This is a genomic window from Pradoshia sp. Z5_111 (assembly GCF_058267535.1).
Map to the genome: position 1 here is coordinate 146,346 of NZ_JBZCPQ010000005.1, position 15,614 is coordinate 161,959.

Consider the following 15,614-nt stretch of genomic DNA (forward strand, 5'->3'; position numbering starts at 1 on the left):
GTTTGAGTGATTAAAATAGAGCTCGGCACCGAAGGAGATCAAGTGTTTATCCGGGAACATTTAATTGATTTTAATCGCCAAAAACTGCCGGAGCATAATAATACAGCTTATGGGAAAGTCACCTATGTGGTAAAGGACGACCACAATCATATACAGGGCGGAATCGCAGCTCATTACAGCTGGGGAAGAATGCAGATTGATTTCCTGTGGATTGACGATCAATTGCGACAAAAAGGAGTAGGGAAAGAGCTTCTGGCAAGAGTTGAAAACTATGCAATAGAAAAAGGATGTACACTTCTGATGTTGGATACATTCAGCTTTCAAGCGCCAGGCTTCTATAAGAAAAACGGATTTTCCGTATTTGGAGTGATTGAAAATCATCCAGAAGGACATCATCAATATTTTTTACAAAAAAGAATCAGAAGTGTTAATTCATCTAATTAATTATTAAATTCTACTACCAAAATATTACTATATTACAGTGGATACGGTTAAAATCCGCTGTTTTTATATGGAACAAATCGAAAAAAATGGATTAAAAGAGCCATTCAGTGGAAATTCTTAAAAGAATAGCTCTACATAATTTAGTTTGTAGCAAATTTAACTCCTAACTGCTGAATAAGCTGTAAATCACTCATTTCACACCATTGTTCGGCAATTTTACCATTCTCGATTCGAAATATGATGATACCCGTTTCTTTAACCTGTTGATTTTCAGAAGGAATATCGAGTAATCCGCTTTTATAAATGCTATATCCGCTATAGCATGCAACGATTTTACCCCCTTCTTCAATCGTGTCATGAACGGTCCATTCGCGCTCAAAAAAGAGGTGCAATACCAGGATAGCCAATTTTTAAAGTGCTCGATAACCGACATAGCCCTCGTCATTTCCCTGAGAATGAGTAACCATATCCGCTGATGCAATATCTTTTAAAATATCTGTATTCCCGTCCGTAAATACATCCCGAAACCATACTTTAACGATTTCTTTTTTATCAACGCTTCGCAAAGTAAACACCTCCATTTTATCTCATTATCCAAATTCGAAACGTCGCCAAAAAAACTGTATTTCTTTTCAAAATAAAAGCTGTAATATTGGAATACAGAGAAGTTGCTCACTTTTTTTGATTACTATTTTCTTATATATAGCTTGTTGATTGTTGTTCAATCAGTCATACAGTATTTTGTATGAACTGGCTAATAATACCGGTATAAATAGAAAACTTAGGATATTAAAATAGTTAGGTTGAATACTAAGCGTAGAGGATGAGGATGATGATTAGCAGTAAATTAGGATTTGGAAGGAGATTCCAAATTTCTATAATCCTGATTATGGTGGTAATCGTACTCTTTTCGGTAATGACCATCCAGAATTTAAATAGCTCCCGTGAGGACTTATTAGAAATTGTAGAAAATCGATATAAAAAAGTGAATTATACTTATGAGATAGAAAAGAACGTCAGTTCATCAAAAATGTTGGTTGGGAGTATTGCGAATGATCTATCAGGAGTAACATCAGCTACTATACAAGATAAACTTGCTGAAAATCATGTCAAGATTGAAGAACATTTTGCAAAAATCCATGGTATGACACTAAATGAGGAAGCTAGGGAAATATTAATGGATTGCGCATCCCTATATCGTATATACAAAGAAAACGAACGAATAATCATAATGGAACTAATACAAGACAATGAGTACGTTAGTAAAAATTGGAAGAAAATAGAGGAATCAAGTTCTAAGCTAACAGAGTCAATAGAAGAGTTTATTAGCTATCAAGAGGAGATGATGGAGGGCGCATTTAAACGGGCAAGTGAAAAGTACAATCATTTGTGTCAGGTTGTTTTCTTGTTAACAATAACTTCCTGCGGGTTAATTGGGTTAATTGGATACTGGGTTATTCGTTCAACAACAAAGGACTTAAAACAAATAACAACTGTATTGAAAGAAATTGATTTAAATGATCCATCGACCCTCCACAGGCTTGAAGTAAAAACGGATGATGAAATAGGTCTGATTGCTGAAGCTTTTAATAATATGTCCGTGTCTTTAGAAATCTACAATAAAAATGAGAAAGCGTATTTGAAAGATATCAAGATACAGAACTGGGTACTATCAAAAATTAATGAAATAACAAGCTTAACACAAAGTGTCTTTGATATAAATGAATTTGCAAAACGTCTTCAAGGGAAGCTTGCACCATTAGTAGGTGCTTCGATTGGGGCGCTCTATTTGAGGGGTCAAGCTGATGAAACATGTTTTTATCGTGCAGCATCCTATGGTGACGGTGGAAAAGATCAATTTAAAGTTGGTGAGGGGATTATTGGGCAGGCTGCTATTGATCAAAAAATAGTTATGTTAGAAGATATCCCGGAAGATTACCAACTACTTTCAACGGGCTTATGTGAGGCAAAACCAAAAGCTTTCTTAATTGTCCCAATCATTTATGAAAACAACACGATTGGGGTTCTTGAATTTGCAAGTATAACTGGCTTTTCAGATATACAATACCAAGCCATTCAGCAGGTGAATGAATCTCTCGGTTTGGCCATACACAGTGTTCTAAATAGAATGGAAATTGAATGCTTGCTAAATGAATCAAAAGCAATGACTGAGGAATTGCAGGTTCAGACGGAAGAGCTTCATTCACAGTCAGAAGAATTAATGACAATAAATGAACTTCTGGAAGAACGTGAGCAAGAAGCTATACAGAAAACGAAGGAACTCGAAAAGTCCCAGGAAGAATTAAGAATTAAGAATGAACAATTAATGCAAAGCTCAAATTATAAATCTGAATTTCTTGCGAATATAAGCCATGAACTTCGTACTCCTTTAAATAGTATTTTAATTCTTGCAGAGATGCTAATAGACGTAGATAGTGATTGTTTTTCAGCAGAGGAAAAAGAGTATATTGAATATATTTATTCGGCTGCAAATAGTTTAACATCTTTAATTAACGATATACTTGACCTTTCAAAAATAGAAGCTGGAAAGTCTGAAATCACATATAGCAAAATGAACATCAGTGAGTTAGTTGAAACCTTCAATATATTTTCGCCACAAGCCGAAAGAAAACAACTTGGATTCACAATTGAAATAGATGAGAATCTACCTTCCTATTTTTATACAGATGTACAAAAAATTCAGCAGATCGTAAAAAACTTACTATCCAATGCTATTAAGTTCACAGAACGAGGAAAAGTGTCTGTGAAGTTGGAAAAAATAAACCATACATGTGATAAAAAAGCTAACCATGATATGTCCCAATCTGATGAGTGGATAAAAATTGTTGTAATGGATACAGGTATAGGAATCCATCAAGATAAGCAACAAACCATTTTTGAGGCCTTTCAACAGGGAGACGGATCTACTGTACAAAAATACGGTGGAACAGGCTTAGGTTTATCAATCTGCAAAAAATTATCCGATTTGCTTAACGGTCATATATTTGTTGAAAGTGAAGTAGGTAAAGGTAGTACGTTTACTCTTTATATACCGTATCTACAGAATCAGAATGTAAATCAAGAAAATCAATATAATCAAATGATTGTTGAAGTAGCTGCGGCTAAAGAAATAAATGATGATATACAATTGGACATACTCCATGGAAAAAGAGTTCTTATTACAGATGATGATCAGCGTAATATATATTCACTAAAAGCAGTTCTTGAAAAAAAGAAAATGGAAGTCTTAGTCGCTCATAGTGGAATCGAATGCTTGGAGATTCTAAAAAAGGATTGCCAGATTGATATGATCCTGATGGACATTATGATGCCTGAACTAAACGGATATGAGACGATGAAACGTATCCGTCAGAATTCAGAGTTTGCATCACTGCCGATTATTGCCTTAACAGCAAAAGGAATGAAGGGTGATCGTGAAAAATGTCTGGCGGCAGGTGCGTCAGACTATATCAGTAAACCAATTAACCTGGAGCAATTAATATCAGTGATGAGAGTATGGATGAATTAAAAGGAATTTAGATAAGGATTCAGTTCAAAAAGTTAATGTTTTTGCCGCTCAATTGGAGTCAATTTGAGCGGCTTTTTTTATGGAAGAACAGAAAAGAAATCTTCTGTAATATAGGTTTATTCTCTACTAGTAGTAGGTTCATTCAGTAGACTTGGAGTCAAGTCATTGATTGTTAATGTGTGCTTCTATGGCATTTATTCCTTTTTGCCGGAATTTAATTTTCTAATCTATTTTAGTTCTTTATCACAAATCACAAGCATAGAGGGAATGGTTGTTTTTCTGCTTCACGAATAATATTTTTACAATTAGGAGGGTTTTAAGCTCTCTTTCTTGAACATAGGTATTCAAAACGTTTTACAGATTTAAAGGGGGATCGGTATGAAAGAGATTGTTGAATACTATAAGGGATTTGATGAGTGGGGCAGATTAGACAGGGAACCAATTGAGTTTCAGGTGAATTGGCATTATATTAAAAAATATTTAACTCCACCAGGTATTGTTTTGGACAATGGAGCAGGCCCAGGGAAATATTCGCTTAAATTGGCTGAAGAGGGTTATCGCGTTACCCTGACGGATCTGACACCGAGCTTGGTTGATATTGCTGAAGATAAAGCGCGGGAATTGGGACTGTTTGACCGATTTGATGGGTTTTATAACATGGATGCAAGAAACCTGTCTGCAATAGAAGATGAACAATTCGATGCTTCATTAATGCTTGGGCCACTATACCATTTGCAGCAGGAGGATGATCGATTGATGGCAGTAAAAGAATTATACCGCGTAACCAAGAAAAAAGGCCTTGTTTTCGTAGCATTTATGCCAAGAGTAAAGCATATGTTAAATTCACTCATGTCTCCTGAAAATTGGCGACCAAACAACACGGTGGAAGCCATTCGAAAGTTTACCGAGACCGGCTGTTTTAATCACGCAGAAAGTGGGAGATTTACGGGTGCATACTATTATCGTGTAGAAGATATAGATCCATTTATGAAATCAAGTGGATTTGAAAAAGTAGCGCTAATAGGATCTAATATAGGTTCTATGGTTACGAATCATCAGTGGAATTATTGGAGAGAGAAGGGTGAAGGCGAAATGGGAAAAATAGTAGACCTGTTGATTGAGTATTCAACGGAACCATCCCTGCTCGGTACTTCTTCACATTTACTTTATATTGGTATGAAAAAATGAAGAATAGAGCTGCCAACTAGTGTGACAGCTCTATCCTTATATCATCTTAATTAGATAAATGTAGTAATATCTTCTACAGGTAAGCGTACGGTTTTAAAGTAATGATCACCCTCTGCTTTACCAATTGCGATTAATACTAATGGAATATATCTTTCATCCACATTGAAATTTTTAGCAAAAGCAGTTTTATCGAAGCCGCCCATAGTAATGGTATCCAGCCCGCGATTTTTCGCTATCAGCATTAATTGCATGGAAACTAGACCGGCATCAAAGCTTGCCATATTAGCTCTTGTTTCTAAAGGTGCACCCGGATAGACCCGTTTAACATCATTAACGAGCCTTTGTCTATTTTCTTCGTCAACATAGCCTGCTTCAAACATCATATCGTAGATTTGATCTGCTTTTTTATACATTTCAGTATCCCCAAGGACAGCAATAACAGCAGATGCATTTTCAGCCACCTTTGCATTGTTACCATATAAGGCAAGATCTTTCTTTCTATCCTCATCTTTAACTACGATAAAGCTCCAAGCTTGCATATTGCTAGAAGATGGAGCTAAAGTAGCTTCTTCAAGGATGCTTTTTAATTCTTCTTCGGAAATTTTAAAAGAAGCATCATACTGTCTGATTGAATGACGTTCCTTAATGATCGTTGATAAGTCTTTATGTAGATTTGACAAAGTAAATCCCCCACAGTTCTATAAATAAAGTTATTATTATATGTTATGCTTATTTTTAGTAAGTAACAAGTAAATTGTAATGGTGTCACTTATATTTGTCAACTCAATTGCTAGTTAGGTAAGCTAACGTTCTTGATTGAAAAAAATATGAAACATGAAACCAACTTTTAATATATACACATTCGTATAGTTGTATTTGAATAAGTGAATATCAATCTACCATAATGCTATGTGTTCTTCAATACAGCCAAGCATTTGCTGGATTGTCAGGATCGTGTTGTCCGGTAAGCGTATTTCTCCGTTATAGTGGCCTACCATTTGATGTACTTCTGATTTAACTATAATAGCATCTGTCTTGGCGATGCGTTCATATAGAGGTGTAAAAGTGAGCCTCACACAATCTGTCGCCAGAGAGTCAATCCTCCATGGCTGCATGAAATCATGTTTATTATAGTGAAACTTCATATCCTCACTGATTTTTGTCAGCCGTCCATTAACTAATACGGCATTTTCATTAAAGCCTGTCCCATCAGTCCATTGTCCGCCGAAATTCAGACCAATTACATCATTTCCTTGGTTGCCTGAAGCCATACCCCAATTCCAGGTACAATTTCTTGGCCAGACACCCCGTCCGTAATCTAAGCTGGCATAGCTTTCAGCAGGATTAAATTGATAGGTTTTAGACCCAATAGTCAGCGTCCCTTTAGTAGGAAGACAGTGCATTTTCGTTGTTAATTGAAATGTTTGATCACTCCAGGGAATGACAACACTCAACGAATCGGTTTCAGGATAAGTGATTTCAAAATTTGCCAGTAACGGCTTTTCGTTAAAATTAGGAATCTCCACGTTTAGCAGAAAACGATTGTTTTCCCATACTATATCGATGTCCATTTGTTTGGATGTAAGTTTAGTGCTTGCCAATACATCATCAGGGAGCGCTTTATTACTTTTAAAAGGAAATAAGGCAGTTTTCTCAAAAAATGTATTGGTGTTTAAATCCAGATAATAAACAAAGCAAACCATTGCGAAATCTAAATGACTGATTGTAGCTGAAAAAAGAACATCTTTATTTGTAATACACCAATAATTCCATTTCTTTTTACGAAGAAAGTGTCTGGTGACATTTCCGCTGATAAGAGGCTTTCTCGACCAGCCTACGCTATCAGGTTTTAAATTACCTTTCTCATCGCATAAATGGACAGGTTCTATTATTTCTCTTTCATTATATATGTGACTCATACTTAACAACCTTTCTATTAGAATCACTATTTGTAGTGCAGATATATTATTAATTTACCATTAGAGGGAAGGCGAGTCTATTGGTGAAAAAACAGCGAGCGGGTAATAGAACCCGCTCGCTGAATCTTAATTAGCGTATAATCGCTTATAACTATCAAAATGTTTTTTATAATAGCTGTTGTTTGTACTAGTAATACGTACTCCGCTGTTATCAGCATGAATAAATTCATTATTTCCTAGATAGATGCCTAAATGGGAGATTCCTTTCTTATATGTACCGGAAAAGAAAATGAGATCCCCAGGCTGAGGAGAACTTACATAATAGGAACGATTAAAGAAGCCTTCAGCAGTGTATCTTGGCATAGAGTGTCCTGCTTTATTAAAGACATAATAAAGAAAACCACTGCAATCGAACCCAGATGGTGTTGTTCCTCCCCACACATATTTTGTGCCGATAAAGCTTTTGCTGATGGATATCAGTTTAGATGTAAAAGCTGGGTTTCCTATCGTTTCCTGAGCGGAAGAAGACCCGCTTGAAGGTTCGGAAACAGAAGGCAAATCACTTGCTGCCTTTGAAATTTTCAGCTTTTGCCCCACATAAATTATGTCGGACTTTAAACCATTCATCGACTTAATTTGTGAAACAGTCATAGAATATTTTTTTGCAATTTTACTTAGTGTATCTCCCGACTTAACTGTATAGGTCGTCGAAGTAGCAGTACTGCCGGAAGAGCTTGAAGAGCTGTTTGACCCAGTAGTAGTAGAAGGCTTAGACACCTTTAACACTTGATTTGGATATATAATCGTACTGGACAGGTTATTCCAGCTCTTAAGTTGACTGACTGTAATCGAATACTTGTTGGCAATTTTGCTTAAAGAATCGCCAGATTTCACCGTATAAGTAGTAGCAGATGAACTACTGTTGGACGAACTAGAAGAACTCGAACTGCTAGATCCAGAAGTAGTTGAAGACTTTGATACCTTTAATGTTTGATTCGGATAAATAACCGTACTCGATAGGTTGTTCCAGTTCATAAGCTGACTGACCGTGGCTGAATATTCACGGGCAATTTTACTTAATGTGTCTCCTGATTTCACCGTATACGTCTGATTGGAAGTCACTGAGGTGCTGCCGGAAGACGAATTACCGGTGTTTGAGGAGGAACTGGAAGCACCTTCGGCCACTTTGATAATTTGACCAGGGTAAATGAGATCATTCTTTAAATCATTCCAGCTCTTTAGTTTACTTACAGTCGTAGAGTGCTTAGCAGCTATTGCTGATAATGTATCTCCAGATTTAATGGTGTAAGTTTTAGAACTGGTAGAACGTTCGGTAATACCGGATGATGATGTACTGCTAGATACTGTGATGACTTGGTTTGGATAAATAATGTCACCCGTCAAATCATTCAACTTCTTTAAATTCGAAACCGTTGTTTTGAATTTTGAGGCAATAAAAGAAAGTGTATCTCCCTTTTTAACTGTATATGTCGATGCTGCAGAGGCTTCTTGAGCAAAAGCAGTCGACATGATTGCAGCTGCAGTGAGAGTCACAACTTTTATATGCTTCATTTTAATCAACTCCTTTACTAGCTATTTGATAAAATACAATATCGTTATTATATTAGCATAGTAAAATTTTAGATTAAAGTTATAAGTACTAATTTTCGATGTTGTAAGAATATGAGATAAATAAAATTTAGAAATAAAACTTACTATTTTTTATTATTTTAGAATAATTAACAATAGGAGGGATTTAATACCTGAGAGGGGGAAAGTGAATAATCTGATTGCAGTCGTACAAATTTAAATGAGTGTATATTCGATGTTAATTTTATGATGGTGAACCATTAGACTGTTTATACAGCTATAAGCCGGTTAGAAATAATGATAGTTACTACACGAATTCTTGTTTCACATAATCGACCGATAAAAAAACGATTGCTGAAAACGAAGACTTAAGCTCAGCCGTCATCAAAAAAATTAGATAGTAGTTTGGACAGGTAAGGCAATTATATAAAAAAGAATGACCTTAAGAGAATCCAGGTCATTCTTTTTTGCTTATGCTACATCCTTAATAGTTGCATTCTTTTTCCAGAAGCCTAAAAGTACTGCTGTTACAAGTGAACCGATCAGGATGGCTAGAAGGTACATAAAAGGATTATCTATTAATCCAACAACGAAGATACCACCGTGTGGGGCAGGAGTCGAACAGCCAAATGCTGCAGATAAGGCTCCAGCCGTGGCAGCGCCTATTACAGAACTGACGATGACTCGAATTGGATCTGCTGCTGCAAAGGGGATTGCTCCTTCCGTGATGAAGGAAGCACCCATAACATAGTTTGTAAGACCAGACTTACGTTCCGAGTCAGTGTATTTATTTTTAAAGAATGTAGTGGATAGTGCGATACCAAGCGGTGGTACCATCCCCCCAGCCATAACAGCTGCATGAGGGACACCATTGCCGGCAGCAATTGCTGCTATACCAAATGTGAAAGCAGCCTTATTAATAGGACCTCCCATATCAACAGCCATCATACCGCCAACGATTAAACCAAGGAATACTGCGTTTGTACCGCTTAAGTTTTCAAGCCAATTAGTCAGCCCTTTATTCATGGCCACAACCGGGTCATTAATGATGAATATCATAATTAGGCCGGTGATTAATAGGCCAAATAAAGGATATAGCAGTACTGGTTTGATACCTTCCAAAGAAGCTGGCAGCCAATTGAAAGCTTTTTTCACGCCAAGAGTCACATACCCTGCAAGGAAACCAGCGATTAATCCACCAAGGAAGCCTGCGCCGGCCGTTGCAGCCAATAATCCGCCGACCATACCGGGCATGAAACCTGGGCGATCTGCAATCGAGCTCGCAATGAAACCGGCAAGTACGGGTACTAATAAGAAGAACGCACCCTTGTCTCCTCCGCCAATGGTGTTAAGTGCTGCCGCAAATTCATTGTAGCCAGGTAACGTTGTATCGGTCGGTTTAATTCCGCCGAATAAGAAGGAAAGGGCAATTAAGAGACCGCCTCCGACAACAAATGGAAGCATATTACTTACACCGTTCATGAGGTGTTTGTATATTTGAGCGCCTATCCCTTTTTTCTCCTGATTCCCGCTATCCTGATTAGTGGATCCGCCTTTGGCTTCATAAATTGGGGCATCCTGTTTTAGGGCACGGTTAATTAGTTCTTCTGGCTTGCGGATTCCTTGTGCTACAGGAACTTGAATCACATGTTTGCCATTGAAACGATTCATTTCAACGTTTTTGTCTGCAGCAACAATAATCGCACTTGCCTTTTGAATGTCCTCAGAGGTAAGAGGATTTTTGATTCCGGTGGAACCATTTGTTTCTACTTTAATATTTACATTCATTTCTTTCGCTTTTGCTTTTAAGGCATCAGCTGCCATATAGGTGTGCGCTATTCCAGTTGGACAGGCAGTGACGGCTAACACATAACCTTCTTCATTGGCCTCTGCAGTATCCGGTGCAGGCTGATCCTTTGAATCTTCATTTTCAAGCTCATTCTGTTTGGCATTAATAATAGAGAGGATTTCATCCTCTGAAGAAGCTTTCAAAATAGCCTGACGGAAATCATCATACATTAACATAGAGGAAAGCTTTGATAAGGTATCAAGATGAGTATCATTTGCTCCGTCCGGCGCAGCTATCATAAAGAACAGGCGAGCGGGCTGTCCGTCCAATGATTCATAATCAATTCCGTCAATGGAACGCCCGAAACATAAGGCCGCTTCCTTAACAGCTGCCGATTTAGCATGGGGAATCGCAATCCCTTCACCGATTCCGGTTGTACTTTGCTCTTCACGTTTCATGATTGCTTCATGGTATCCTTTACGATCTTTCAGTTTGCCTGCTTGATCTAGTTTGCTGACAAGTTCATCAATAACGTCTTTTTTGTTACTGGATGAAAGATTCAGGATCATCGTATCTTTCTTTAACAGGTCTGTGATTCTCATGGTTTCACTTCCTTATAGTTTTTGAATTTCAACTTGCGGGAGAAGAGCTTCGATATGTTCTTTTTCGGCAAGGTCGTAGTTGAATGCAGTTGCACTTCCAGAGGCAACTCCATATTGAAATGCTTTTTGTAAATCTTTCGTTTGGTCCCACTTCCCAATAAATCCAGCTACTAAAGAATCGCCTGCACCAGTAGAGTTTTTCACATCTCCTTTTGGAATCGTAGCTGTATAAACTCCATCTCGATTAATAAGTAAAGCTCCTTCGCCTGCCATAGAAACAATCACGTTTTTAGCACCTTGCTCAACAAGAATACTACCGTACTGAATGGCCTCCTTGGTTGTTTCTATTTTCGTATCAAATAGTTCCCCAAGTTCATGATGATTTGGTTTCACAAGAAAAGGGTGTTCTTTTACAACATCGAGTAAGGTTTTTCCGCTTGCATCTACGACTACCTGAATGCCTTGTGCTGCATATTCTCTTGTTAACTGCTGATACAAATCTGGCGAAATGGAAGGAGGGATGCTGCCTGACAAAACGAGAATATCCTCCTTAGTCATGTTTGAAAGCATTTGACGGAGTTCGTCCATTTTTTCGGCGCTTATGTAGGGCCCTAATCCATTAATTTCAGTTTCTTGCCCAGTTTTTAGCTTTATATTGATTCGGGAATCTTCATCAACATGGATAAAAGCTTCAGGTACGTTCTCTTTTCTCAAAGCATCGAGAATGAATCCACCCGGAAATCCACCGCTAAAACCAAGTGCGGTTGTTTTTGAACCAATTCGAGAGAGGATACGTGAAACATTTATTCCTTTTCCTCCTGGATATTTAGCTTCTTTGCGCATTCGATTTAAGCCGCCAAGTTGAAATTGATCGACCTCTACGATGAAGTCTACCGATGGATTTAGTGTTACGGTATAGATCATGATTTCACTACCTTTATTTTTGTATTCATCTTATATTTAGCCAATTTGGCTGAATCCATCCCACTGGTAATAATGATTGCTTGATTCAATTCAGCCACTCTTGCAAAGGATGTTTCATCAAATTTGCTATAATCGGCTATTATAAAAGCTTCTTTCGATAAATCGATGGCTGATCTTTTTAATATGGCTTCCTCAGGGTCGGGTGTACTGAAGCCCCAATCTGGATGAATGCCGTTTATACCGAGAAAAACTTTATCAAACCGATAGTTGCTTATATTATTGACAGCCTGACTACCAATTATTGCATTTGTAGATTTCTTAATGCGGCCACCAATTAAATACGTAATAATATCGCTTTCCTGAAGTGCGGCTGCCTGCATGATTCCATTTGTGACAACGGTAATGGGTTTATGTTGAATGAATGGAATCATCGCAAGGGTTGTTGTACCGGCATCAAGATAAATACAATCTCCATCATCAATCATATTCGCAGCTTCTTTGGCGATCGCTTCTTTTTCGGTTGTTCTGAAAGATGATTTTTCCAGGATTGTTGGTTCAATACTGCGTTTTTTTACAAGTTCAGCTCCGCCATGAACCCTTTTTAAAACAGACATGTCTTCCAACTGGCTTAAATCTCTGCGAATTGTCGATTCTGATGTATGTAATTCTTTTACTAGCTCCTGTATTTTGATAAAGCCATTTTGGTTGATTTTCTCGATGATATATTGCTGTCTTTCTGAAGTCAGCAATCCAATCACCTCCCTACCGTTTAAATATAATTTGTTTATAAATAAAAATCAATCAAATTCATTCATAATCAATCATAATGTATCATAAAGTTATCGAAAACTATCAAAATGACAACTCTTTTTTAAATTTGAGGTGTATCCAATTAATAATAGGATGGATTTAGTATAATCAAATAGAAGAATATATATTTCGAGGTAACAAAATTGTCTATATCACAATAAAGAGGGCAACTTCATTATAAATATAAACTAAAGGACATTTGAGAAGGGGGGAGGATGAAGATGATAGTATTGTTTGATGGGGAATGCAATTTCTGCGATAAGAGTGTTCAATTTATCATTAAAAGAGATCCGAAAGGAATTTTTGCATTTGCCTCCCTGCAGAGTGAAGCAGGACGACAGTTATTAAACGATTATCAAGTTCCTGATGAAATAGACAGTATAATTTTACTTGAACCAGATAATCACAAATACTATATGAAGTCTTCGGCTGCCTTAAGGATATGTAAACATTTATCGGGTTTATGGAGTATGTTGTATGTCTTTAAGCTGGTTCCAAGAACTATTAGAGATAGAGTGTATGATTTAATTGCGAGAAACAGAATTAAATGGTTCGGTAAGAAAGATCAGTGTATGCTGCCTTCACCGGAAATTCGTAAAAGGTTTTTATGAGGGCCTACATCAAAAAATCCACTTTCGCACGCGAAAGTGGATTTAATCATTTATTAAAGCATACCATCCAATAATAATACACGAGATGGAGCAGCATCAATGCCTACCAATTTAAGCGGTGCTGCGACCATAAAGTATTCACCGGCAGGGACATCTTTCAAACGCAAGCCTTCAATAACAATTACATCGTTTGCAAACAGGGTTCGGTGAGTAGGGTGTCCAGGTTGAGCGCGTTCAACGCCAAGCCCATCGATACCAACCCCATTAATGCCAATCTCAGACACATGCTTCGCACCAGACTCTCCCAGCGCGATAAATTCAAAGTTAAATTCTTCATCGAAAGAGTTTTTTGTTTTTAAAAGAATGAAGTCACCTTTTTCAATAGGTAAAGACTCAAGATCTTCTTTTTCAACTAACCCTGTTACATGAGTTAAATCAAATACTTTACACTTACCAACGAGACGTTCAAGTTCAATTGTTTCAATAGTAGCACCATCATTCATCATATGAAGCGGGGCATCTGTATGAGTTCCGACATGGGCATCAAGAGTAATGCGGGATTCGGTAACATGTCCGTTTGTTACAGTGTTGAAAACTGGCTGTTTGTCCTCAATATTTTTATAAACGGGCATTCCAGTATAAATTGGCATAGAAACATCATAAATTTTCATATTGGTTTCTCCTCCACAACTTTATTTTTAATTTACTCGTCTTCTTCTTCAATTGCCCACCAATGGAAGCCATCTTTTGAGAGCAGTTCATCTGCGCTCTCTGGTCCCATTGAACCGGATGGATAATTAGGGAAACATCCAGCAGGTTGACTTTCCCATGCACGAGAAATTACATCTGTGAACTTCCAGGACAAGGCAACTTCATCCCAATGGGAAAAGTTTGTTGCATCTCCGCGCATCGCATCGAAAAGCAGGCGTTCATAGGCTTCAGGGGTATTGAATCGGTCGTATTTGGAAGTCCTGAAGCTTAATTTAACTGGTGTTTTTCCGCCTTTTTTAGCATTAAGGTGAAGCGTGATTCCCTCTTCAGGCTGGATATTAATAACTAGTAAATTAGGGTTAAGCTGCTCTTCAGTTCTATAAAACAGATTCATCGGCACGTCTTTAAATTGTACGACAATCTGTGTAGACTTCGCCGCAAGCCGCTTACCGGTACGGATATAGAACGGTACACCGGCCCATCTGAAATTTTCAAATAATAATTTACCAGCTACGTAAGTTTCTGTATTGGACTCTGGGTCAACCATATTTTCGGAACGGTATGCTGGTAAAAGTTTGTCACCGACTTGACCTTCACCATATTGACCGCGCACAAAGTATTGATCCACTTCATCTTCCTTTATAGAACGGAGGGAGCGAAGCACTTTTACTTTTTCACTGCGAATTTCGTCAGTCGTTAATTTAATCGGAGCCTCCATCGCAAGCAATGAAACGATTTGCATAATATGGTTTTGAACCATATCCCGAAGGGCACCGCTGTTCTCATAATATCTGCCTCTATCTTCAACTCCAAGTGTTTCTGTAGAGGTAATCTGGACATTGGCTATGTAGTGATTATTCCAAAGGGGTTCAAAAAATGCATTTGCAAAGCGAATCACTTCAATATTTTGAACCATTTCTTTCCCTAAATAATGATCGATACGGTAAATTTCATTTTCAGAGAATGAACAACGCAACTGATTATTAAGCTCCTCGGCTGATTTAAAATCATGGCCGAAAGGCTTTTCGATCACTAAGCGTTTATATCCTGCTGTATTAGTCAATCCATCTTCTTTTAATCTTGTGGCAATCGGTCCAAAATACTCAGGTGCCATCGCAAGATAAAATAGTCGATTTCCATTTAACTCATATTTTTCATCCAATTGGTCTGCCAGGATGCGTAGTTCTTCATATGATACATTTGCTTGGCTTACATCCAGTGATTGATAGTAGAAATGGCCGGCAAATTCAAGCTTCTCTGAATCAGTGCCATGCTCATCGGCAATCGCTTCCTGGATATGTTGTTTAAGACGATCTGTTGTCCATTCGCGTCTGCCAATTCCTATACAGGCGAAGTTTGAAGATAGTCTGCCTTTCGTGTATAGACGGAATAATGAAGGGAAAAGTTTCCGTTGCGCTAAATCTCCAGTAGCCCCAAATATCAATATTAATCCTGATTGTTTGTCAATAGTGGGCATTCAGAACCTCTCCTTATATG

The 15,614-nt window shown here is 37.7% G+C and carries 14 protein-coding genes; 4 read left to right on the forward strand and 10 right to left on the reverse strand.

The features are described from left to right. Window positions 1–6 precede the first annotated feature (6 nt). Entirely contained in the window at window positions 7–444 is a 438-nt protein-coding gene (locus tag AC4D4A_RS12145) for a GNAT family N-acetyltransferase (protein WP_490996146.1), read from the forward strand. Window positions 445–584: 140 nt separating this feature from the next. On the opposite strand, the gene AC4D4A_RS12150 is transcribed toward AC4D4A_RS12145, so the two are convergent. Then, window positions 585–851, reverse strand: coding sequence for an ester cyclase (locus tag AC4D4A_RS12150; protein WP_490996147.1), 267 nt, complete (start codon window positions 849–851; stop codon window positions 585–587). A gap of 3 nt (window positions 852–854) precedes the next feature. After that, window positions 855–1,010 (reverse strand): hypothetical protein, encoded by a 156-nt coding sequence (locus AC4D4A_RS12155; RefSeq protein WP_490996148.1) that lies wholly within the window; start codon window positions 1,008–1,010, stop codon window positions 855–857. Between the two features lie 266 nt (window positions 1,011–1,276). On the opposite strand from AC4D4A_RS12155, the gene AC4D4A_RS12160 reads away from it, so the two are divergent. Together AC4D4A_RS12160 and AC4D4A_RS12165 are read left to right on the forward strand one after the other, a co-directional pair. Next, entirely contained in the window at window positions 1,277–3,973 is a 2,697-nt protein-coding gene (locus AC4D4A_RS12160) for an ATP-binding protein (RefSeq protein WP_490996149.1), read from the forward strand. Between the two features lie 378 nt (window positions 3,974–4,351). After that, window positions 4,352–5,161, forward strand: coding sequence for a class I SAM-dependent methyltransferase (locus AC4D4A_RS12165; protein ID WP_490996150.1), 810 nt, complete (start codon window positions 4,352–4,354; stop codon window positions 5,159–5,161). A 50-nt stretch (window positions 5,162–5,211) separates the two neighbouring features. Here the strand turns inward: AC4D4A_RS12165 and AC4D4A_RS12170 are convergent, their stop codons facing one another. The 6 genes from AC4D4A_RS12170 to AC4D4A_RS12195 all read right to left on the reverse strand — a co-directional run bounded on the left by AC4D4A_RS12170 (window position 5,212) and on the right by AC4D4A_RS12195 (window position 12,734). Next, window positions 5,212–5,841 (reverse strand): nitroreductase family protein, encoded by a 630-nt coding sequence (locus AC4D4A_RS12170; protein WP_490996151.1) that lies wholly within the window; start codon window positions 5,839–5,841, stop codon window positions 5,212–5,214. A 216-nt stretch (window positions 5,842–6,057) separates the two neighbouring features. Then, window positions 6,058–7,080 carry a DUF2804 domain-containing protein gene (locus AC4D4A_RS12175; protein WP_490996152.1) on the reverse strand — a complete coding sequence of 341 codons (1,023 nt, stop codon included), beginning with the start codon at window positions 7,078–7,080 and terminating at the stop codon, window positions 6,058–6,060. A gap of 126 nt (window positions 7,081–7,206) precedes the next feature. Continuing rightward, on the reverse strand, window positions 7,207–8,652 hold the full coding sequence (locus tag AC4D4A_RS12180; protein WP_490996153.1) for a C40 family peptidase: 1,446 nt from the start codon (window positions 8,650–8,652) through the stop codon (window positions 7,207–7,209). Between the two features lie 489 nt (window positions 8,653–9,141). Then, window positions 9,142–11,061 (reverse strand): PTS fructose transporter subunit IIABC, encoded by a 1,920-nt coding sequence (locus tag AC4D4A_RS12185; protein ID WP_490996154.1) that lies wholly within the window; start codon window positions 11,059–11,061, stop codon window positions 9,142–9,144. 12 nt (window positions 11,062–11,073) lie between these two features. Next, window positions 11,074–11,985: a 1-phosphofructokinase gene (gene pfkB, locus AC4D4A_RS12190; protein ID WP_490996155.1), complete on the reverse strand. Its 912-nt coding sequence runs from the start codon at window positions 11,983–11,985 to the stop codon at window positions 11,074–11,076. Then, window positions 11,982–12,734 carry a DeoR/GlpR family DNA-binding transcription regulator gene (locus AC4D4A_RS12195; RefSeq protein WP_490996156.1) on the reverse strand — a complete coding sequence of 251 codons (753 nt, stop codon included), beginning with the start codon at window positions 12,732–12,734 and terminating at the stop codon, window positions 11,982–11,984. Before AC4D4A_RS12195 ends, pfkB begins: the two co-directional genes overlap by 4 nt. A 276-nt stretch (window positions 12,735–13,010) precedes the next feature. Here AC4D4A_RS12195 and AC4D4A_RS12200 point away from each other — a divergent pair, with 276 nt between their 5' ends. After that, on the forward strand, window positions 13,011–13,406 hold the full coding sequence (locus AC4D4A_RS12200) for a thiol-disulfide oxidoreductase DCC family protein (RefSeq protein ID WP_490996157.1): 396 nt from the start codon (window positions 13,011–13,013) through the stop codon (window positions 13,404–13,406). A 53-nt stretch (window positions 13,407–13,459) separates the two neighbouring features. On the opposite strand, the gene AC4D4A_RS12205 is transcribed toward AC4D4A_RS12200, so the two are convergent. Together AC4D4A_RS12205 and zwf are read right to left on the reverse strand one after the other, a co-directional pair. After that, the gene (locus tag AC4D4A_RS12205; protein ID WP_490996158.1) at window positions 13,460–14,077 is read right to left on the reverse strand and encodes a cyclase family protein; all 618 of its coding nucleotides are present in this window, start codon (window positions 14,075–14,077) and stop codon (window positions 13,460–13,462) included. A gap of 32 nt (window positions 14,078–14,109) precedes the next feature. Next, a complete protein-coding gene (gene zwf / locus AC4D4A_RS12210; protein ID WP_490996159.1) occupies window positions 14,110–15,594 on the reverse strand; it encodes a glucose-6-phosphate dehydrogenase in 1,485 nt (494 codons plus the stop codon). Window positions 15,595–15,614 lie beyond the last annotated feature (20 nt).